The sequence below is a fragment of the Brumimicrobium salinarum genome, assembly GCF_002844555.1.
GTDB lineage: Bacteria > Bacteroidota > Bacteroidia > Flavobacteriales_D > Crocinitomicaceae > Brumimicrobium > Brumimicrobium salinarum.
On record NZ_PJNI01000017.1, the window covers coordinates 21151 to 42742 of the forward strand.

General features: G+C 34.8%; 17 protein-coding genes and 1 tRNA gene. 10 read left to right on the forward strand and 8 right to left on the reverse strand.

The window, feature by feature from the left end; translation table 11 throughout:
- Position 1: 1 nt before the first annotated feature.
- The 5 genes from ftsA (at position 2) to CW751_RS12885 (ending at position 5217) form a co-directional block, all read left to right on the forward strand.
- Entirely contained in the window at positions 2–1270 is a 1269-nt protein-coding gene (ftsA, locus tag CW751_RS12865) for a cell division protein FtsA (RefSeq protein ID WP_101335439.1), read from the forward strand.
- 29 nt (positions 1271–1299) lie between these two features.
- A complete protein-coding gene (gene ftsZ, locus CW751_RS12870) occupies positions 1300–2877 on the forward strand; it encodes a cell division protein FtsZ (protein WP_101335440.1) in 1578 nt (525 codons plus the stop codon).
- 11 nt (positions 2878–2888) lie between these two features.
- Complete coding sequence (locus CW751_RS12875) at positions 2889–3335, forward strand: GatB/YqeY domain-containing protein (protein ID WP_101335441.1); 447 nt, start codon at positions 2889–2891, stop codon at positions 3333–3335.
- A 93-nt stretch (positions 3336–3428) separates the two neighbouring features.
- Positions 3429–4352, forward strand: a complete 924-nt coding sequence (locus tag CW751_RS12880) for a hypothetical protein (protein WP_101335442.1) — start codon at positions 3429–3431, stop codon at positions 4350–4352.
- Between the two features lie 124 nt (positions 4353–4476).
- Entirely contained in the window at positions 4477–5217 is a 741-nt protein-coding gene (locus tag CW751_RS12885; RefSeq protein WP_101335443.1) for a magnesium transporter, read from the forward strand.
- Positions 5218–5523: 306 nt separating this feature from the next.
- Here CW751_RS12885 and CW751_RS12890 read toward each other — a convergent pair.
- From CW751_RS12890 to CW751_RS12910, 5 genes are all read right to left on the reverse strand, one after another.
- Positions 5524–5597 (reverse strand) — tRNA-Asn (locus CW751_RS12890).
- A gap of 161 nt (positions 5598–5758) precedes the next feature.
- Complete coding sequence (locus tag CW751_RS12895; RefSeq protein ID WP_101335444.1) at positions 5759–6601, reverse strand: universal stress protein; 843 nt, start codon at positions 6599–6601, stop codon at positions 5759–5761.
- Positions 6602–6711: 110 nt separating this feature from the next.
- Positions 6712–7053 (reverse strand): diacylglycerol kinase family protein, encoded by a 342-nt coding sequence (locus CW751_RS12900; protein WP_101335445.1) that lies wholly within the window; start codon positions 7051–7053, stop codon positions 6712–6714.
- A gap of 3 nt (positions 7054–7056) precedes the next feature.
- On the reverse strand, positions 7057–7320 hold the full coding sequence (locus CW751_RS12905; RefSeq protein WP_101335446.1) for a NifU family protein: 264 nt from the start codon (positions 7318–7320) through the stop codon (positions 7057–7059).
- 9 nt (positions 7321–7329) lie between these two features.
- A complete protein-coding gene (locus tag CW751_RS12910) occupies positions 7330–8382 on the reverse strand; it encodes an Mrp/NBP35 family ATP-binding protein (protein WP_240612582.1) in 1053 nt (350 codons plus the stop codon).
- A 332-nt stretch (positions 8383–8714) separates the two neighbouring features.
- Between CW751_RS12910 and CW751_RS12915 the strand changes: the two genes are divergently transcribed.
- From CW751_RS12915 to CW751_RS12930, 4 genes are all read left to right on the forward strand, one after another.
- The gene (locus tag CW751_RS12915) at positions 8715–11693 is read left to right on the forward strand and encodes an N-acetylmuramoyl-L-alanine amidase (protein ID WP_133122221.1); all 2979 of its coding nucleotides are present in this window, start codon (positions 8715–8717) and stop codon (positions 11691–11693) included.
- The gene (locus CW751_RS12920; RefSeq protein WP_101335448.1) at positions 11690–12370 is read left to right on the forward strand and encodes a hypothetical protein; all 681 of its coding nucleotides are present in this window, start codon (positions 11690–11692) and stop codon (positions 12368–12370) included. The genes CW751_RS12915 and CW751_RS12920 overlap by 4 nt, the downstream gene beginning before the upstream one ends.
- Before the next feature lie 767 nt (positions 12371–13137).
- On the forward strand, positions 13138–15333 hold the full coding sequence (gene recQ / locus CW751_RS12925; RefSeq protein WP_101335449.1) for a DNA helicase RecQ: 2196 nt from the start codon (positions 13138–13140) through the stop codon (positions 15331–15333).
- A gap of 73 nt (positions 15334–15406) precedes the next feature.
- The gene (locus CW751_RS12930) at positions 15407–16468 is read left to right on the forward strand and encodes a methyltransferase domain-containing protein (protein WP_205677831.1); all 1062 of its coding nucleotides are present in this window, start codon (positions 15407–15409) and stop codon (positions 16466–16468) included.
- Between the two features lie 452 nt (positions 16469–16920).
- Here CW751_RS12930 and CW751_RS12935 read toward each other — a convergent pair whose 3' ends face one another.
- Positions 16921–18105: a M20 metallopeptidase family protein gene (locus tag CW751_RS12935; protein ID WP_101335450.1), complete on the reverse strand. Its 1185-nt coding sequence runs from the start codon at positions 18103–18105 to the stop codon at positions 16921–16923.
- Positions 18106–18305: 200 nt separating this feature from the next.
- On the opposite strand from CW751_RS12935, the gene CW751_RS12940 reads away from it, so the two are divergent.
- Entirely contained in the window at positions 18306–18944 is a 639-nt protein-coding gene (locus CW751_RS12940) for an MBL fold metallo-hydrolase (protein ID WP_101335451.1), read from the forward strand.
- 17 nt (positions 18945–18961) lie between these two features.
- On the opposite strand, the gene CW751_RS12945 is transcribed toward CW751_RS12940, so the two are convergent.
- Positions 18962–20518 (reverse strand): hypothetical protein, encoded by a 1557-nt coding sequence (locus CW751_RS12945; protein WP_101335452.1) that lies wholly within the window; start codon positions 20516–20518, stop codon positions 18962–18964.
- Between the two features lie 819 nt (positions 20519–21337).
- Entirely contained in the window at positions 21338–21565 is a 228-nt protein-coding gene (locus CW751_RS12950; RefSeq protein WP_101335453.1) for a hypothetical protein, read from the reverse strand.
- Between the last annotated feature and the right edge of the window lie 27 nt (positions 21566–21592).

Genomic DNA, 21592 nt, shown 5'->3' on the forward strand with positions numbered 1-21592 from the left:
GATGTCAGAAATTATTGTAGGACTTGATATTGGAACAACGAAGATAGCGTGTTTTGTTGGACGTAAAAACGAACATGGAAAGATCGAAATTTTGTCTATGGGCAAAACGGAATCGCACGGTGTTTTACGAGGAATGGTTTCAAATATTGAAAAGACAGTTCAATCCATCAAGGAAGCAGTAAGGCAAGCTCAAGAAAATGTTGATGGAGATTTAACAATCGGTGTGGTTAATGTTGGAATTGCAGGTCAGCACATTAAAAGTTTGCAGCACCGCGGAATTTACACCAGAAATTCAAATCAAGAAGAAATTTCGCAAGCAGATATCGACGCGTTGATTGATGATATGTATAAGCTGGTTATGGAGCCTGGTGAAGAAATCATTCATGTTCTACCTCAAGAATACATTGTTGATGGAGAAAAAGGAATTGTTGATCCTATCGGAATGTCTGGTGTGCGATTAGAAGCTAATTTTCATATCATTACTGGGCGAATTGCAGCAGCAAAGAATATACAAAAATGTATAATTAAAGCAGATCTTGAAGTTGAAGAGACAATCTTAGAACCATTAGCAAGTGCAACTGCGGTACTTTCAGATGAAGAAAAAGAGGCGGGTGTAGTTTTAGTAGATATTGGAGGTGGAACTACTGATATTGCTATTTTTCATGAAGGAATTATCCGACATACTGCCGTTATACCTTTTGGTGGGAACGTGATTACAGACGATATAAAAGAGGGTTGTACAATTTTACAGCGTCAAGCCGAAGCCCTTAAAGTAAAGTTTGGTAGCGCGCTATCTAGTGAAAGTCAAGAGAATGAAGTGGTTTGTATACCTGGTTTAAGAGGTAGAGAACCGAAAGAGATTTCCATCAAAGCGCTGTCGGGTATTATTCAGGCTCGAATGGAAGAAATTATTGAACACGTATATTATGAGATTAAAAACTCTGGTTATGAGAAGAGATTAATTGGAGGAATTGTTGTTACGGGCGGAGGAGCAGAGTTGAATAATATAAATCAACTATTCGAATTTGTTACAGGCATGAACTCTCGTATTGGATATCCTAATGAGCATTTAGGAACACCCGAGACAGAAGAAGCTCTAACAAGTCCAATGTACGCTACTGGTGTAGGTTTGGTATTGAAAGGTTTTGAATCAAATGCGAGAAAGAACCGATCAGCAGCAGCAATAAAATCTCATTCAGAAAGAACAAAAGGCTCTTTCTTTGATAAGTTGCTTGAAAAAGGAAAAAGCTGGTTCGAAGAAGAAGTATAATTAATTAGCAACCAATAAATAACAAGAATATGGAATTTGATATCCCAAATGGTCATTCGTCAATCATCAAAGTTATTGGTGTTGGTGGTGGAGGAAGTAATGCTGTAAATCACATGTATAATCAAGGAATTGATGGTGTAGACTTCATTGTCTGCAACACCGATAAACAAGCGCTTGATATTTCTCCAATCCCTACAAAAATACAATTAGGTCCTTCATTGACAGAAGGGCGTGGAGCTGGTTCTATTCCAGAAATAGGAATGAATGCAGCTATAGAAAATATTGAAGATATTCAAGAACTGTTATCAAAAAATACCAAAATGGCTTTTGTAACAGCAGGAATGGGTGGTGGTACTGGTACAGGTGCAGCACCCGTAATTGCCAAAGTTGCAAGAGAATTAGGGATTTTAACGGTAGGAATTGTAACCGTTCCTTTTAATTTTGAAGGAAGAAAAAGACGTCAACAAGCTGAAGAAGGACTTGAAACGATGAGAGAGTCCGTAGATACTTTACTGGTTATAAATAACGAACGTTTACGAGAAATTTCAGGAAATCTAACCTTAGGGAATGCTTTTGCTCAGGCAGATGATGTTTTGTCAACAGCTGCAAAAGGTATTGCTGATGTTATCTCTGTAACAGGAGCTATAAATGTTGACTTTAACGACGTTAATACGGTTATGAAAAATAGTGGAGTTGCGGTAATGGGATCTGCAGTTTCTGAAGGTGAAAACCGTGCTATTGAATCTGTTCAAGCTGCATTAAGCTCTCCTTTGTTGAACGATAATGATATTGAAGGAGCAGAATACGTATTGCTGAATATAACTTATGGTTCTAATGAGGTGTTAATGGATGAAATCTCTGACATTACAGATTATATTCAAGATGCTGCTGGCTCAACAGCAGATGTGATTTGGGGACATGGCTATGACGAATCTTTAGGAGAAGGATTGAGTGTTACCATTATTGCAACAGGATTCAATCAGTCACCTGTTACAGGATTTGAAAAAGCACCAGAGAAAAAGGTGAAGGTTTTGGAAGATGAAAATAAAGAAGAAATCAAAACTCCTTTGACTAACGCTACAGCAAAAAATGAATATAAAGCTCCTGAAGATGAACCATACATAAAATCTGAAGAGAAAGAAGCGCCAACGCAAAGCGAAACGGAGGAATCGTCGACCATGAATTGGAATGTAAAGCCAATCAATCCTAGTGAGTCGACATCTAGTGAAGAACGTTCAACAAACGAGGAAGATAAACAGAAAACTAAGGAAACTGTTAAACGTTACTTTCTAGATGATGAAATGGAGGTCGAAGACGCTTTTGAAGGAAATACCCAAAGTCAAGAGGTTACGCAGGAGGAACAACAGCGAAGAACACAAGAAAGGATGGATAGAATTCGTAAATATACTTCTCACTTAAATAGTGCTGAAGGATTGAATGAATTAGAAAGAGAACCAGCTTTCAAAAGAAGAAAAATAGATTTGGAGGACACACCGCATTCTTCAGAAGAAAGTACTTCTAGATTTGAAGCTACTGATCCAAATAAAGATGATAATAACACAACGCTTCGAGGAACGAATTCTTTTCTTCACGATAACGTAGATTAATTTTTTAAATAATGAGTTTAACAACGCAAATCAATCAAGATATAAAGGACGCAATGCGTGCCAAAGACAAAGAGAAACTAGGTGCATTACGGGATATAAAAGCAAAACTGCTTAATGAAGCCACTTCTGGAAAGGGGGAGGTCGATGAAGCAAAAGAAAACAAGGTGATCATTAAATTGCACAAGCAAAGAATGGATGCACATCGTGTTTATGTAGAACAAGGAAGAGAAGACCTAGCGGAAACAGAATTGTTTGAAGCCAAAATTATAGAAGCTTACATGCCTAAAATGATGAGCGAAGATGAGGTGAGGGGAAAAGTCAAGGAAACAATTGAAAAAGTGGGTGCGTCTGGTCCTCAAGATATGGGTAAAGTTATGGGTGTAATTACCAAAGATTTATCAGGTAAAGCCGACGGAAAAATGATTTCTACAATTGTTAAAGAAGAATTAGCCAAATAATTGTTTGTTTTAATCGTTGAATTAAATATATAATTATTTAAAAAGACCTCTGCTTATACCTCGGCAGAGGTCTTTTTTTTAAAATTTTCGCAAATGAAAAATGACTTTTTTACAAGTTTTGTAATGTTCCTTCTTTCTTTATGTTTAGGTGTTTCTTTAAATGTAAATGGACAATTGCTAAATAATAAAACAGGAGAAGCTTTTACGGATCGACCATATTTTAATGAGGAAATTATACGTAAGAATAAGATAAAAACCATTTCAGGTGGTTTTATTCATTATAAACTAGGGGATATTCTTCGGGAGACTGATTATTTTAGAGAATATACTTTTAATGAAAAGGGGCAGCTCGTTCGTCAATTGGAGAGCAGACAAGTCGCCAATGGTCAAGATACATTGGTTAGTTTATATGAATATGATAATGGAAACCTTGTTGCACTTAGACAAAAAGATCAATATGGTTTTTATGCCTATATATACGCTTATGATGAAAAAAACAGGGTAATAAATGAAGAATACCGTAGGAACCTAAATAGAAATGAAATAAGTGCAACTAATTTTAAATTGGGTAGAGAGTTTTCCGTTTCAGCTGAAAAGTCCTCATACGAAGACTATGATGGTCAGCAAAAAAGAACGATTTATAATAGCTATGGAATTCCTTATAAACATGTTTTCACCTATTATGATGACTTAGGTCTTGTTACTTCTAAAGTCGAAAGGTTAATTAGAACTTCAGATACCAAAACAACTTTCTATTCTTATAATGAAAAAAATCTGATTGATTCAATAAAAGTTAGGTCTAATTCACCCAACTTTCAAAATAAAACCTATGTTTTTGAATACGATGATTATGAGAATTTAGTAAAGAAAGAGGTGTTTAAAAATGATGATTTCATAACGCAATACCAGGTAATTTATCACGATGAAACAATGTTGATAAATGATGTTCTTATTCAAAATATAGCCACAAACTTCATTATGGTTTTAGAGCTGAGAAATTACACCTTTTTCGATTAATTTTGAACTGATATTGTGCTACCACTTCCTTTTTAGTATCTTTTGCAAGAATATTTATGGCATGCATTGTAGTGTAACTGATTTGATGTTTGCCTCACAGTTTCTGAGTTAATTTTGATCGTGTATGGATCGTAGAAAAGAAAAGTTAAGGAAAGATGTTCTTGCTTTGTTAAATTCAAAGCAATGGAAAGCACTTAAGTTAAGAGTCAAAAATGTAGAAGCTTTTGATTTGGCTGAACTGTTTGAAGATCTTTTAACAAGAGATAAAATTGTTGTTTTCCGTTTACTCAATAATGAGAAGACCAAATCTGTATTCAAACTCCTCTCTCTTGAGCACCAACATGAAATTATAGAAGGTTTAGCTGAAAATGCACATAAAATTGCACAGTTGCTTAATGACATTCAGCCTGATGATAGAACTGCGTTCTTATCTGAATTGCCGAGTGAAATTGCGCAACAATTGATTCAACATCTTTCTTTGGGACAACGGAAAATTACTAATCAACTTTTAGGTTACCCCAAAGACAGTATTGGTCGATTAATGACAACAGCGTATGTCGCAGTTCGTCCAAATTTTACGGTTGATGATACATTTAAGCATATACGAAGATACGGTCAAAATTCAGAAACTATAAACGTCATTTATGTTGTTGATGAACAGTGGAGACTTATTGACGATTTAAAAATAAAGTCATTACTTCTAGCAGATCCGCAAAAACAAATTGCAGAGCTAATCGATGATAACTTTATCGCCCTAAATGCCAAGGAAGACCAAGAAGTTGCCATAAAGGTGTTCAAAGATTACGACCGAGTTGCATTGCCTGTTATTGGTGATGATGGTGTTTTAATCGGTATAGTTACTTGATTTATTTTTCAATTGCCAGTTGGTGGTTCGGGTTTTAGGATTTGTCTAAAAGGTTGAGTAGAGATTAATAATACTTTCAAAGGATTTTGACCATCAAGCTATATACTTACAATAATCCCGAAGGGATGAAATGAATATAAATCCAATATCCAATAATCCCGAAGGGATGAAATGATTATAACGCTAGACAAACCCGGCTTTGCCGCGGTGACACTTCAGCAAACGCTTTGCATCCCAATAATCCCGAAGGGATGAAATGATTATAAACAAAAAGAGCCTGCCGTAAAAACGACAAGCTCACTTTTGCTCCTCCTCTAGGACTCGAACCTAGGACCCTCTGATTAACAGTCAGATGCTCTAACCAACTGAGCTAAGGAGGAATAATATATTTAAAATTTTTATTTCAATTTCTTGCTTTGTAAAAAGCATTTGCTCGACTGCGAGTGCAAATATAGAGATATTTTTTGTTTACAAGCAAGCTTTAAAGAAAAAAAACTAAAAAAATATTCAGTATTTTTGCAATGTCCACAGAATCAATTAACTATTTTTTATGTGCCCTAACAGACATTACGGGTAATGGACTTGATTTCATAATATCACTCGTAATAGAACCATTAAACAAGCGTGCCAACCCTCGTCTTCCATGTGTAACTGTCATTACCATATCTGCATTTACACGTTGTGCGAATTCATTAATTCCACTTTGTACAGTCTCGGAAGCAAAAACATGACAATCATAATTCACTAGTCCGTTTTCTTTCGCAAAAACCTCCATGGAATCGAGCATTGGAGCCGAGTAGAAGAAATCATCGCCAGTAATTACCCGTACGAGTTCTACTTTTACTTTTAATATGGTAGCCATTTCAGCAATTTTTTGGAAAGATTGTGCTACTCCTTCTCCAAAATCACTGGCAAAAACTACTTTGTCAAATGTTGTGTTTGTTACTTCTTCTCTAGTAGTTATAATTGGTGTTTCTGAAAGTCGAACGATTTTATCAGTATTGCTTCCAATAAAGAAATCATTCACATATCCCGAGGAACCATGTGTTCCCATTACGATTAAATCTATATCGTGTTTGTCTGCTTGGCTCACTACAGATTCATAAACACCATCATATTGTATGGCTGTAGCTACGTTTATTCCTTTTAAAAAGTCTTCATTCAATAGCTTTTCAAAGTCCATCTTTACTTTTTTTAAGATAAACAAACCTTCAGCTACATCCTGTCTTGATTGTCCTGGAATAACACCTGTCTCATATACGGGCATAGAAACAACGTGTAAAAAATAGATTCGAGTATCCGTTTTCTTGGCTATAGATGCTGCTAATTTGGCGGCGTTTAATGCGTATTCAGAGAAATCTGTTGGAACTAGTATTTTTTTCATAGTAATTTATTTTGTTCCAAGATAAGGATTTTTTAGTTATTGTAGTTGAAGATGGATTAAGTTTTTACAGTTGTAATAATAAAAAAAACTAGGATGTTTTATGAATCGGATTAATACGCAAGCCAATGAGGGATGAAAATAATCAAGCCAACAACTACTGCGAAAATAGATAGCAAGAGAACTGCACCTGCGGAAATATCTTTAATTACTTTTATTTCTGGATGGTTTGCCCGGCTTATAAGATCACAGGTTTTTTCAATGGCTGAATTTATGATTTCTAAAGAGAGTATAGCGCCACTAGTCAAAATAATAATTAACCACTCCAAAGTTTCAATTTTAAAATAAAAACCCATGCATAAAACGACAAGGAAAATAGAAAACTGTATTTTAAAATTTCGCTCGGACTTTATTATGTTAAAAAGACCTCTCAGCGCATGATTAAAACCTAACATTTTTTAGGATAAAGTTTGACTCTCTTCCACAGCTTCTACCTTTTGAACTTCAGGTGCTACCTTTTTAATTGCTTCTTCAAGACCTGCCTTTAAAGTCATTGCACTCATCGAACAATCTTTACAAGCACCAAGTAATTTTACCCGAACAATCATGTCATCTGTAATTTCTACTAACTCCATATCGCCACCATCTTGTTCTAAAAAAGGTCGCAATTGTGTCAGTGCTTCATTTACAGTATTTACTAATACTTCATTTCCCTTTTCCATCTCTTTAATTTACTTGGTTATTTCTACAAACTTACGAACTAAATCATCAAAAGCCTCAGAAACAACTGTGTTTTGTTGCATTACTGCTGGTCGACCGATATCTCCTGATTCTCTGACACTTTGTACAAGTGGTATATGTCCTAAAAATCTTTGATTCATCCCTTTTGCCAAGTTTTTAACACCGTCACGACCAAAAATGTAGTATTTATATTCTGGTAATTCTTCTGGCGTAAACCAAGACATGTTTTCTATTAATCCAACGATAGGAACTTTTATGGTGTCTAATTGGAACATATTTACACCTTTTCGTGCATCAGCTAAAGCAACTTCTTGAGGTGTAGATACAATTATAGCACCGTCTAAAGGAATGTTTTGAACCAGTGATAAGTGAATATCTCCTGTCCCTGGAGGTAAGTCAATAAGTAAATAATCTAATTCACCCCAATGGGTGTCTGTAAACATTTGTGTTAGTGCTTTTGACGCCATCGGACCACGCCAAACTACAGCGTCGTCTTGCTCTGTAAAAAAACCAATCGACATAATGGATATTCCATAAGACATAACAGGAGACATTTTCGTTTCTCCATCAACTTTGATTGAAGCTGGCCGTTCACCTACTACATCATACATTGTAGGCATCGATGGACCATAGATGTCTGCATCGACAATTCCAACCTTGTAACCAGCTTTTGCTAAACCACCTGCTAAGTTTGCCGTAACAGTTGACTTACCAACTCCTCCTTTCCCTGATGCAATAGCAACAATGTTTTTAACTTCTGGTAAAACTTTCCTTCTTGAACCTTTGGCCTCTGAAGACATTCCTTTTACACTCGTCTCTACTTCTATATCATCGCCTAAAATTCTTTTTAAAGTGAAAGCAACAGCTTCTTGCATCCTTTTGCGAGCATGCATTGCCGGATTTACTACATTAACGTTAAGTGAAACCTTGTTTCCGTCAATTTGTAATTCTTCAATTAAATTTTGTGATACTATATCTTTTTTAAGATCTGGTTCGATTACATTTCCCAATGCTTCTAAAACTTTATCTCGTGTAATTTCCATAATTGCTTATTTGACCCTCAAATTTAGTATTTTTATTCATTCTAAATAAAGAAATTGACAATTAAGTACCGAAAAATGACCTTTCTTAGTTTTTGGTATTATGTCCTTTTTGTGCCGGTTTTAAAATTTATTTTAAATTCATAGTAAAAGTCTACCATTAATTGAGTATGTTTATTACAGATTTGACTTATTTTCAATATGATTGAGCTGGTTTTTTAATTAGTCACCTTAAAAATATTGATAAATTACTTTATAAATAAAATTAATTTTAACACATTTGTAGTCTAATGTTGTTTAAATTAACAACGTGAAACTAGTTTTTAACATATACTATGAAAACTTTATTGCTACTATCAGTCTTTATGTTGTCCTTTTTTTCTATTGGACAAACGTTGCCTTTTAATCAAGCTTATCAAGCGCATCCTAATGTGCCGCAGGGTGTTTTAGAAACCGTTGCGTGGACGAGAACCCACATGCAAAATATTGATGAATCCTTTGCAGCCTCCTGTACAGGAATGCCTAAACCGTATGGTGTTATGGGAGTTTTTGATGATGGAGCAAATTATTTTTATGAAAATGGAAAATACATCGCTCAATTGTCAAATATATCAGTTGCGGAGCAGAAAAATAACATTGCTTTACAGATAAAAGCTTATGCAGCAGCTTTTGAGCAGTTGTACCTTGAAAGTTCAGCACCTACTCAAGGAGAAAAGATATATGAAGTTTTTACCCAGCTTTCCGAAATACCAGATTCAGGAAAAGTAAACCTTTACGCCCGCGATGCACAGGTTTTTGAGATGATGCGCTACTTGAATGATGCAGATTTTGCTAATGAACATGGATTTAATAAACATAAATTGAGATTGAATAATGTGTTTGGAGTAGAGAATGTTAAAGTTTTATCTGCTAAGCAAGTTAATTTTACAGCAAGTGGTATTGAAACTAAAACTGGATTATCTTATCAACCCAATAAAGGAATGTTAACAAAATCTGTTGGTTATGGACCTGCACTTTGGGTTTCTACACCATCATGTAATTATAGTTCAAGGGAGACATCTATTACCTCAATTACTATTCATACCATTCAAGGGTCTTATGCAGGGGCTATTTCTTGGGCGCAAAATTGTAGTGCTAATGTTTCTTACCATTATGTTATTCGTTCGAGTGATGGGCAGATTACACAAATGCTTGAAGAATATAAAAAAGGTTGGCATGTTGGAAATTCAAACCCTTATTCAATCGGTTATGAACATGAGGGGTGGATTTCTCAAAGCCATTGGTATACTAATGCAATGTATCAAAGTTCAGCTGCATTGACTAAACATATAACAACAAAAGGATATGACTCGCAGCTTATTCCTCAGAGGACATATTATGGAGCTTCGACTCACGGTACGAATACTTTAGGTGGTTGTACACGTATAAAAGGACATCAGCATTTCCCAAATCAGTCACATACAGACCCTGGAATAAATTGGGACTGGGAAAAGTATTATAAACTAGTGAATGCGCCTGCAACAGCTACTCCTGTAACGGCAGCTAGTGGAAGTATCTATGATTCTGGAGGAACTTCAGGTAACTATGGTAATGATGAGCGAGAATTGTGGCTCATTCAACCAACAGATGTTACTTCAATAACTTTGAGTTTCTCTTCCTTTAACCTGGAGTCAGGTTGGGATCACTTATTTATTTATGATGGAAGCACAACAAATGCACCGCTTATTGGTAAGTATACGGGAACAACTAGTCCAGGTTCAATAACATCTTCCGGAGGGAGTTTATTGCTTGAGTTTCGATCAGATTGTGCGACCAGAAGATCGGGTTGGGCTGCAACTTATACATCTGTTCCGATTACACCACCAGACGAGATAGCACCATCTACCTTGGTAGAACCAAATACAGGATGGAAAACTGAAGATTTTGAGGTAGTATTTACAGATGAGGACAATCAGAATGGTTCTGGTGTTGAAAAAGCTCTTTATCATGTAGGATATTTGTCAAATGGTTCGTGGACAGCGAATCCAAAAAGAGGATTTATCTATGATGATTTTGAAAGTGTGGCAATTAATTCAGCTTGGACATCTGAAACTGGATATTGGGAGCAAAACAATGGTGTGCTTAAGCAAGTTGCAGATACAATTCATAATACGAATATCTATATGCCATTAAATCAAGAATTGTCCAATAATTATTTATACCATTGGAAAGGTAGTTTTGATGGAACACCAGGAAACCGAAGAGGCGGGCTGTATATTTTATGTAATGACCCAACTGGAGAGGAACGAGGCGATTCTTATTTTATTTGGTTTAGGGTAGATGATAGTGCCGTCCAGTTTTATAAAGTAGAAAATAATACTTTTGGACCGCCATTAATTGATGAGCCTCAACAAATTGATGCAGGTGTAACTTATGATTTTAAATTAAGTTTTGACCGAATTACAGGTAAAATGCAAGTGTATATTGATAATGTGCTTGTAGGGACGTATGTTGATCCTGACCCATTATCTACCGGTTCTCACGTCTCTTTTCGTTCAGGAAACGCTATCATGGAAGTAGATGAGTTTACTGTTTATCGTTCTCGTTATCCAGAAGCTGATATATTAATTGGAGATGCAGATACAAATGATGTGCGAAAGCAAAATCCCAATCCAACGACAAGTTCGGCAAGGGTAAAATCTATTGTAAAAGATAATATGTTTAATATTTCTACAATTAGCGCTGAAACTTTCGATGTCGATTGGACAGCTCCAGAAAATCTTCAGGTAAATGATGGTACAGGGAGTGATGTGGATACTATTTATCAGCCAACTATTAATGGGAATTGGGGGGCGATTAACGATCCGCATTCAGGTGTGGTTAATTATAAAGTTGCTGTTGGAACAAGCGCAGGTGCTGATGATGTTATGGCTTGGACAAATAACGGCTTAAGTGATGTATTGTCTCATGTTTTAACAAATCCAATTTATAATATTGTTTATTTCATAACCGTAGAAGCAGAAAACGATGCAGGCTTGACGTCAACTGTTTCTAGTGATGGTCAACTGTATGCTAATGGTAATTTAGGAGCAACAACTGAGATGCTTGAACAGGTAAGCTTATATCCTAATCCATCGGTTAGTCAAGTGGAGTTAAAAAACTTACCTTCTCAAGCAGTAGTTTCTATTTATGATCAAAAAGGACAACTTGTTTTTGAAGAAACACCTGGGATAAAAGCGCAAACGATTGATATTAGTAGTTTTGCTGCTGGGTCTTACAACGTTTTAATTAATTTAGAAAATACAATTGTAGTTAAAAAACTGATTAAACAATGATGAAAAATATATTTTTAGGTCTGTTGGTTATTGCGTTTACGGCTTGTGAGAACAGAGGTAGTGATGACAGTCGTAGTTTGGGGGATCAAGAGGGAAGTTTAGCGTCTTCGAAACAAGATGAATCATCAGGAGAGCAAGTGAATGAGACGCCTTCGTTAAAGGAGGATACAATGCATGAAGTACAATTTGATAATGTTGTTGAATTTGCGAAGTTTTGCGCAAAAACCATAGAAAATGGAGATGTAGTTGCTGCTGAAAAATGGATAGACGCACCAGTGATGTTTTCTCCGTATGCTTTTATAGATCAACAAATGGTTAAGAAATTTACGGTTGCAGACATGCTAATTGAAGATGAAACCGTTTATGCTTGGGGGATTTACGATGCTCGAGGAGACACAATTCTAAAAAGAAAATCCGAATATCTTGCTGAGTTTGTTCTGTCTTTTAATTGGGAAGACGAGGATGTGGAAGTACAAGTGTATGATGAAAAGCCTATGGCTTATGGATCAGAATTGCACAATGTTCAAGAGGTTTTTCCGGCAGCGAAATATGTTAGTTTTTACAAACCGCCCTCTAAGGAAGGTTTTTTAGATTGGCGAGCATTGATTTTCGTAATTGAAGAGCAAAATAATAGCTATCAGCTAAAGGCAATTGTCAATAATCAATGGACAGCCTAAAAGAATATAGGTTGTTTATGTTGTAATAATATTCTTATAAAAGTACATTCTAATTTTGATTTCCGCTTTTATATCATTCAGTTTTACATGTTAAAACAGTCGCATATATGCATTGAAGCAAAAATTATTGTCTGAGGATTTTTAAAACTTGAAGAACTTAACCCGGATTATTCATGCATTTAATTTTAAATCTATTCTAGGCACAAGACCTAAAGTAATATATGTATATTTCGCGGGGCTTGTAACGACGAATAGATCAAAATTAAATCAAAATCTTACAAATACACAAATACCCAAAAATGGGTTTCTCAAATTTTACAGGAAATACAGTTAAAATACTGACTTACAAATGTTAATATTCTTAAACTTTAAGATTGGTGAATAATTCGGGTTAATGGTGATTTGGTAGAAAAATCTTATTAAACCCATACTGGTATAATTGTGGGGGAATTGTTCCTACTTTTTTTAGGATGTACATTTTTTATTACTAGTTAATTATTGAGATTCCTTAAAGATACAGTTCTAATCACAAAGTTCAAGAATACTGCATAAAGAATGATAGTTATTCTGTAAGTATTTATTTTAATATTTATGTCTTTTCGGGAAAAGAAACACTTTTCGCACATGTTGAAGTCTTTTCATCTTTGCAAATGTGAGGTTCATCTTGTTTAAAATACTTTATGACGATAGATTTTGACAAGTATTTAGTTATTCCTTAAATTCGTGTTGCTTTTTTTTATATCTTTAAAAGAGAAAATTTTTTTAATATGTCAGTTGCAGAAGTTTCTGAGTTAAATCTTGCCTTGCGCAAGTATTTTGGATACGATCAATTCAGAGGTGATCAGGAGTCTATCATTAATAGTATTCTCAATAAAAAGAATACGTTTGTTATCATGCCTACAGGAGGAGGGAAGTCGATGTGTTATCAACTTCCTGCATTGATATCAGAAGGTACGGCAATAATTGTTTCCCCCTTGATTGCGTTAATGAAAAATCAAGTTGATGCCATAAGAAATGTGAGTGAAGATGATTCGGTTGCTCATGTTTTAAATAGCTCTTTGTCGAAAACAGAAACAAAGAAAGTTAAGGAGGATATAAAATCAGGCAAGACTAAGCTGCTTTATGTAGCGCCAGAGTCTTTGACCAAACAAGCTAACATTGATTTTTTCACATCTGTCGAAATTTCCTTTTTTGCAATTGATGAGGCACACTGTATTTCTGAATGGGGACATGATTTTCGTCCAGAATATCGCCGATTAAGAGAAATTTTTCAGGCCATTTCTGATGTTCCAATCATTGCTTTAACGGCTACAGCGACCCCTAAGGTTCAACAAGATATTCAGAAAAACTTGAATATGTTGGACGCGGATGTGTTTAAAGCATCCTTTAATCGGGATAATCTGTATTATGAGGTACGACCCAAAAAGAATGTAGAAAAAGAAATCATTAAATATATACGAAAAAGGAGCGGTAAATCTGGAATCATTTATTGTTTATCACGAAAAAAGGTAGAACAACTTTCAGAAGTTTTACGGGTAAACGGTATTAATGCGTTAGGTTATCACGCAGGAATGGATGCCTCAACACGGGCCAAGCATCAAGATGCCTTTTTGATGGAAGAGGTTGATGTGATTGTGGCAACGATTGCTTTTGGAATGGGGATCGATAAACCTGATGTTCGATTTGTAATTCATCACGATATACCAAAATCGCTAGAGAGTTATTATCAAGAAACAGGAAGAGCTGGAAGAGATGGAGGAGTTGGAGAATGTGTAGCTTTTTATGCATATAAAGATATCGAAAAATTAGAGAAATTCTTACAAGGTAAACCAGTTGCAGAGCAGGAAATCGGCCGACAATTATTGTTTGAAATTGTATCTTATGCAGAGACCTCAATTTGTAGAAGGAAATATTTATTGCATTATTTTGGAGAAGAATATGATGATTCAAAATGCTCTGAAATGTGTGATAATTGTCGCAATCCAAAAGAGAAAACAGAAGGAAAAGACGAGGTTGTCAAACTGCTTAATGCTGTGATTGAACTTAAAGAAATGCAACGTGCAGGACATATTTGTTCTTTCCTGAATGGCGAAGAAACAACAGAAATTAAATCTTATAAACATAATCAACTTCCGCATTTTGCATCAGGTAAAGATCATGATAAAGTGTTTTGGAATGCAGTTATTCGTCAATCTTTAGTTGAGGGACTAATATCAAAGGATATTGAGTCCTATGGGGTGATTAAAATGACTCAACGAGGTCATGATTTTATTGAAAAACCGCGCTCTTTTACTTTGGTCAAAGAGCACGATTATTCGAATCAAGACGAAGATGACGATATTGTTACGGGTGGTGGTGGAATGAAAGATGCTTTTGATGATGTTCTTTATCAAGCATTACTCGATTTAAGAAAGCAAATCTCACGTGAGAAAGAAATTCCACCGTTTGTGATTTTTCAAGAAGCAAGTTTGAAGGATATGTCTTTTCAATATCCAGTTACCAAAGAAGAACTAACAAATATACAGGGGGTTGGCCAAGGAAAAGCACGTAGATATGGCGCGCCATTCTTAAACCTCATAAAGGAATATGTTGCCACCAATGAGATTGAGCGTCCTCAAGATATGGTTGTAAAATCGTTAGTGAATAAGTCTGGCTTAAAAGTGCAATTGATTCAGAATATTGATAGAAAATTACCTTTAGAAGATATCAGTTCTTCACAAGGGAAATCGATGGAAGAAATTGTTGATGAAATTGAAATGATTGTAAATTCGGGTACGCGAGTAAATATCAATTATTATATCAATGAAATTTTAGATGAAGATAATCAAGAGGAAATTTATGATTACTTCTCTGAAGCAGAAACAGATGATTTAGATGAAGCTTATGACGAATTTGATGGAGATTACACAGAAGAGGAACTTCGTTTAATGCGTATTAAATTTATGTCAGAAATGGCCAATTAAATAGGTTGAATTCACAGAAATTATTGTAATCTGCTTTCACCAAATATGATAAACACAGCAAAATAGAATAAACATGTCAACAATACACGATAACGTAAAAGATTATTACGGGAAAGAATTGCAAAGTTCAACTGACTTAAAAACGAATGCTTGTTGTACAGCAGTTGCACCTCCACAGGAAATTAGGTCAGCCTTAAGCAATGTTCATTCTGAAGTTAAAGATAAATATTATGGTTGTGGTTTGACAATTCCATCGGAAGTGGACGGCTTACGTATTTTAGATTTAGGATCGGGAAGCGGACGAGATTGTTACATTGCGGCACAACTTGTTGGAGAGGCAGGATCTGTAGTTGGTGTTGATATGACTGATGAGCAGCTGGAGGTTGCTAATAAACACTTAGAATATCATCGGGAAAAGTTTGGTTTCGAGAGATCTAATGTTGAATTTATAAAAGGGAATATTGAAACGTTAGATGAATTGAATTTTGCACCCGAATCATTTGATTTAATAATATCTAATTGTGTTATCAATTTAGCGACCAATAAAGATAAGGTATTAGCAGATGCGTTTAAATTATTGAAACCCGGAGGTGAAATGTATTTTTCGGATGTTTATTCTGATAGAAGAATTCCAAAAGAATTGCAAAACGATCAAGTTTTATGGGGGGAATGTTTAAGTGGTGCCTTGTATTGGAACGATTTTATGCAAACGGCTAAAAGAGCTGGATTTGCTGATCCAAGGGTAGCAGAAGATGAACCCATAACAATAGAAAATAAACAGTTAGAGAAGAAGATAGGAAACATTAATTTTTATTCCGTAACCTATCGTTTATTTAAGATCGATCATTTAGAATATTTTTGTGAAGATTACGGACAAGCGGTTAGGTATAAAGGGAGTTTGTCGACCGAAAAAGAGAAATTTTATTTAGATAATCACCATGAATTTCCAAAAGGAAAAATAATGAGTGTTTGCGGAAATACCTATAGAATGTTAAACGATACACGTTACGCAAAGCATTTTGACTTCTTTGGTGATTGGTCAACTCACTACGGAATTTATCAAGATTGTGGAACGGAATTGCCTTTTTCAAAAAGCAAAGAAACAAATGAAAGTGCAGGAGGAGGTTGTTGTTGATTCTAGAGCAACAAATAGTTTATTGAAAAAAATACCGCTGCAGTACAACTGAAGCGGTTGTTTTTTTAAGTTAAAGATATAGAAATGATCAGAGTGCTTGACCAAACTGACTTCGTTTAACATTATGCCTACAATTTGTAATTGGGTTTCCACACAGTTGTATTTAGGAGAAGTGTTATCCATCCACTTCCATAAAGTAAATAACATATCCAACTACTGGCAGATTCATTTCACTCTGCGCAAACCCTACAATTCGTAATTAAATAATTCGTAAGTAACTTCGTTGAGGGCTAAAGCCGTTCGTAATTTGCTATAAACAGGCCATGACCATCATCTGCATTCCCCTCTTGTCCGATTACTGGCGGATTCATTTCACTCTGCGCAAGGCCTACAATTCGTAATTAAATAATTCGTAATTAACTTCGTTGAGGGCTAAAGCCGTTCGTAATTTTCTATAAACAGGCCATAACCATCATCTGCATTCCCGTTTTTAAAGCTTCATGATCGATGTCAAAACGAGCGTTATGCACGCCGTGTATAATTCCGTTAGCTTCATTTCGAACTCCGATTCTAAAGAAACAAGTTGGAATTTCTTGTGCATAAAAAGAAAAGTCTTCAGCCGTTAAACGAATTGGTAAATCATGAACATTTTCTTTACCTAGCCAATCATTAGCTTTCTTTACAAAATTCTGAGTGAGATCAACATCATTTTCCAAAAATGGGTATCCTTTACTGATTTCGACTTTTGCTTGAGCACCATGAGCTTCTGCAATTAACTCTGCTTGCTTTACAATTTGCTCTAATGCTTTCGCGCGCCATTCTTCATTCATTGTTCGAAATGTGCCTTTGATGTGCACTTTTTCTGGTACTACATTTGTCGTTCCTAAGCCCTCAAAATGACCGAAATTTAAAACACATGGAATTTTCGGATCACATTTTCGACTTACAATTTGCTGTAATGAAGTAATGATCTCAGCACCTACTAGAATGCTATCTATTGTTTCATGAGGTGTTGCGCCATGACCACTTTTACCTATTATATCAATATAAATTTCATCACAAGAGGCCATATATAAACCTGCTTTTGTACCGACTTGTCCTACGGGTAGATCAGGAAACACGTGTAAAGCATACATTTCTTTTACCTTCGGATTTTGAAGACAACCTGCTGCTATCATCAAACTAGCGCCTCCCGGATTCTTTTCTTCGCCTGGTTGGAAAATCAGTTTAACAGGATGTTCTAGCTCATCTTTCATGTTGAAAAGAATTTCCGCTGCTCCTAATAGAACTGAAGTGTGAACGTCATGTCCGCAAGCATGCATCACTCCCTTGTTAATGGAGGCATAGGGTACATTGTTTTTTTCTAAGATGGGAAGCGCATCAATGTCGGCCCGTAATCCTATACAAGGTTGCTCAGGTGCATGTTGATTGCCACGAATAATCGCAACTATTCCTGTTTCTGCTACTTCTGTTTCATGCGGAATGCCTATTTTGGTTAATTGTTCGGAAATAAATAACATCGTATTATGTTCCTGGTATGAAAGCTCTGGATGTTTGTGTAAATGCTGTCGATAGCCAACTACTTTGTCATATAATGAATTTGCTTGTTTTGTTACGTATGCTTGTTTGTTGTTCATTTTATTCAAAATATTGTAGTTTATTCTTTTTATCATAAATGGGTAGGCCGCTACTTTTATAAGAGATAATCCAATAATAAGCGAAAAAACACATTTTTACGAATTTAATGTTTATTTACGCAACAAAGATGCTAATTTTGACATGAATTTATGAATTTGGCTAGACATTGCTTCTTAGATTCAAAGTAAAAAATATAAAAATGGAAATAGTTAAGTTTACCTTTAACCCAATTCAAGAAAATACCTATCTCGCCATTGATGATGACAAAAATGTAGTTATCATAGACCCTGGTTGTTATTTTGAAGAAGAAAGACAATTTCTTAAGAATTATATAAGTAAACGAGAGCTGACAGTAAAAGCTTTGTTGAATACCCACGGTCACTTAGATCACATCATGGGGAATGATTTTGTGAAACGTGAATATGGTGTTGATTTATATTTACATGAAAAAGATGTGGTGACCTTGCAGATGGGGAGTAGAAGTGCTCAAATGTATGGTTTAAATGAGTTTCAGGAATCCCCTTTGCCTGATCGTTATCTAAAAGAGGGCGAAAAACTTACTTTTGGAGGGATTTCTTTTGAAGTAATATTTTGTCCTGGTCACGCTCCTGGTCACGTTGTTTTTTATAGTCCTCAAGATAAATTGGTGATCAATGGTGATGTTTTGTTTAAAGGTAGTTATGGTAGGGTAGATTTACCTGGAGGTGATTTGAATACACTAAAAGATTCCATTACCCAGAAAATGTTTTCATTGCCAGAGGATACTTTAGTTTACACAGGGCATGGGCCTGAAACAACAATTGGAGAAGAAAAACAGAGCAATCCTATCTTGTGGTAAAGTTTGATAATCATTGATTAAGCTGTTGCTTTTAAAAACTCCTCTCGTTTAATCAATTGAAAAGATTTGTTTTTAACTTTTGATTTCAACCAAATATGAAAGTCAAAATAATCAAAAGCGATGGACTCATAAGGATCGTTCTTTAATGTTAAAAGCTCTGTTTCAATCTTAGATAAATAAAGTTCAATTTCATATTTGTCATTGGCTTGGTTGATTTTAGAAATGTATTGTAAAAATACGGTTTCAAAAGTATAGGTTCTTTTTCTTTTTGATAGAAATCGTTTTGTGTTTTTAATGGCATAAGGTAGAAGTTCATTGTTTTTTAATTCAAAATGAATGATGAGGTTTACCAAATGTGCAAAAGAAACGATGTCTTCTTTTTGATCAAGGCATTTGTTGTTAAGGATCATATTGATCCATTTCAGGCTTTTATTAAATTCATTTACTCCAAAATATGCAATAGCGATATTAAAAGCTAGATATGCTTTTCTAGCTGGCGTTAGTTCCTCATCATATTTAATTAACCCTGCTTCAATTGTTGAAACAAGTTGGATAGCGTGTTCAAATTTCGCCTGATGATTCAGCATTTTTAACTCAATACTGTTGATGCTAGAGAATAATTTTATTTTTAAATCCTCATTTTTCGCTGATTTTAATTGATGGGCCAATCCTTTTAATTCATTCAGATAACTTACCATTTCTTTCGTGCTTTGTGATTTAGACAGGATATGAATGGTATTCGTAAGAATGGAAAAATATTCATTAGCAAACTTTGTAATCTTATTCGGATTTTCTTTGAAGTGTAAAATGTTTAACCTTAGATACTTTAAACATTTTCCGTGCTGCGCAATTGCAAAATGATAAGCACTTTCAAAATGAAACTGTAGGTATTGATGATAGAAGGAAAGTGAGTGAGGAATTTCAATCTCCTTATATGTTTTATAAATATCCTGATATTGTGCCAACATTTCATCTGAACGTGCCTGTCCTTTTTGGTTTAATAGGATGAATAATTGAGCTTTAAGATGCCAAAGTTTATTACCAAAAGCGTGCTGTTGAATCAAAAGACTACTGTTGTTTTGGCTTTTTAAAATTTTGTTTTTAGATGACCTTGCGTAGCCTCTTGTTTCGATTACTTTCTTTTCTACGTCTAAAATCTGTAACAATAACGTGCTCTTTTCGTTCTTTATAGCTTGTTTCTTTGCTTTGGCCAATGCTTTTTCCGCATGGTCATATAAACTTTTGCTATATAGAATTCTGGCGCTATGTAATGTTTGGTTAATTTGAGCCTCAATGTCACTTTTAATGTGAAAAGCATCTAAGGCGTTGAGTATTTGTTCGTAAAGTCTATTTTTTGTTATTGGGAACTGATTCAGAAAAGCCTCTCCTTTAAAATATGCTCTTAATTCTTCTTCGTCAAAATTACTTTGTTGATCAATAAAATCAAAAATACGAATTCCATTGTTTACTTCACCAATCGTATGTCGAGAAGCATAAATTTTAAAATATCTTTTTTCACTTTTTGTCAAACTATGAATGAGTTCGTATAATGCTGGAGAAGCTGTTTTAGACATGTTTTATCAATTATAGTGAATAGCTAATATAACCCTTATGCTTTACAAATAAGTAGGGAAGTAGTTTTCCGTTGACTTGGTTTATTGACCTGTATATAAATAGATGTGAATTGCTTTAGAATTAGTCTCAAAAGGGATTAGTCTCAAAAGTTGGGGAGCGATTAACACTATTTTATAACGATATATCTTATCAAGTTGTATACTTATTATTGATTACAATCTTGAAGGTTTGAAATATTTATAAAAATCTCTGCAAGCTCACTTCATCGTAATGCATCGCATATTAAAGCCCCGTATATGTCACCCATTTCATGGGTTTAAAAGGTATTGTTTATTTTAAGTCCTAACTTTGATTTTTGATTGACTCTCCAATGAAACTGTGACCCTGAACCTTGAAGAATTTTTATTTTTCTAAGGGAAGGATCTCTTCTAATCCATTTACTATTAAAGTCTTATACAGTAAATGGTAAATAAAGTTAAACGAAATGACTTATTGCGATTTAAATGGGTAACCCTATTAAGTTATTTAATTACGAAATTAATAGATAAACAGATTGACTAAAATTTATGCTTAATCCCCAACAATTAGTCTTGATCCTTGATTTCCAAGATATAAATAGATTAGCAAAATATACACCTATTCCCATTAATTATCCTTGATCCTAATAGAATCGGATTAAATGGGATAACATCTTGAGAATTTACAGGGAGTTATTATAAATTTTAAGAACTTCAATTAGAAAGATAGGATTTACACAGCTAACTTTAAATTTTTGATTTATAATTCGAAATAATCGAAGTACATTTTAGGAAAGTAAATTATTTTTTATTTCCTCTTGGTTCATCGTCTTCATCTCTGTTTGGATCGGTGATGTTAATTATAGAATCTCTTCTTGCGTTTGAATCTTGAAAACGGTTATCAGTTCGGCTTTCATTATAAAAACCAGACCCATCGGTATCGGAACTTTTAGGTTGAATGATTTCTTTTTTACATGATAGTGTAATTAAAAAAGAGAATCCTAATAGTAATATACTTAGCTTCTTCATATTGATGGGTTTACTTTGTGTATTCAA

What these genes read in the sequence shown, in the direction of transcription:
- ftsA (WP_101335439.1), top strand. Translation starts at nt 2, where the DNA reads ATGTCAGAAATTATTGTAGGACTTGATATTGGAACAACGAAGATAGCG.
- ftsZ (WP_101335440.1), top strand. Translation starts at nt 1,300, where the DNA reads ATGGAATTTGATATCCCAAATGGTCATTCGTCAATCATCAAAGTTATT.
- CW751_RS12875 (WP_101335441.1), top strand. Translation starts at nt 2,889, where the DNA reads ATGAGTTTAACAACGCAAATCAATCAAGATATAAAGGACGCAATGCGT.
- CW751_RS12880 (WP_101335442.1), top strand. Translation starts at nt 3,429, where the DNA reads ATGAAAAATGACTTTTTTACAAGTTTTGTAATGTTCCTTCTTTCTTTA.
- CW751_RS12885 (WP_101335443.1), top strand. Translation starts at nt 4,477, where the DNA reads ATGGATCGTAGAAAAGAAAAGTTAAGGAAAGATGTTCTTGCTTTGTTA.
- CW751_RS12895 (WP_101335444.1), bottom strand. Translation starts at nt 6,601, where the DNA reads ATGAAAAAAATACTAGTTCCAACAGATTTCTCTGAATACGCATTAAAC.
- CW751_RS12900 (WP_101335445.1), bottom strand. Translation starts at nt 7,053, where the DNA reads ATGTTAGGTTTTAATCATGCGCTGAGAGGTCTTTTTAACATAATAAAG.
- CW751_RS12905 (WP_101335446.1), bottom strand. Translation starts at nt 7,320, where the DNA reads ATGGAAAAGGGAAATGAAGTATTAGTAAATACTGTAAATGAAGCACTG.
- CW751_RS12910 (WP_240612582.1), bottom strand. Translation starts at nt 8,382, where the DNA reads ATGGAAATTACACGAGATAAAGTTTTAGAAGCATTGGGAAATGTAATC.
- CW751_RS12915 (WP_133122221.1), top strand. Translation starts at nt 8,715, where the DNA reads ATGAAAACTTTATTGCTACTATCAGTCTTTATGTTGTCCTTTTTTTCT.
- CW751_RS12920 (WP_101335448.1), top strand. Translation starts at nt 11,690, where the DNA reads ATGATGAAAAATATATTTTTAGGTCTGTTGGTTATTGCGTTTACGGCT.
- recQ (WP_101335449.1), top strand. Translation starts at nt 13,138, where the DNA reads ATGTCAGTTGCAGAAGTTTCTGAGTTAAATCTTGCCTTGCGCAAGTAT.
- CW751_RS12930 (WP_205677831.1), top strand. Translation starts at nt 15,407, where the DNA reads ATGTCAACAATACACGATAACGTAAAAGATTATTACGGGAAAGAATTG.
- CW751_RS12935 (WP_101335450.1), bottom strand. Translation starts at nt 18,105, where the DNA reads ATGAACAACAAACAAGCATACGTAACAAAACAAGCAAATTCATTATAT.
- CW751_RS12940 (WP_101335451.1), top strand. Translation starts at nt 18,306, where the DNA reads ATGGAAATAGTTAAGTTTACCTTTAACCCAATTCAAGAAAATACCTAT.
- CW751_RS12945 (WP_101335452.1), bottom strand. Translation starts at nt 20,518, where the DNA reads ATGTCTAAAACAGCTTCTCCAGCATTATACGAACTCATTCATAGTTTG.
- CW751_RS12950 (WP_101335453.1), bottom strand. Translation starts at nt 21,565, where the DNA reads ATGAAGAAGCTAAGTATATTACTATTAGGATTCTCTTTTTTAATTACA.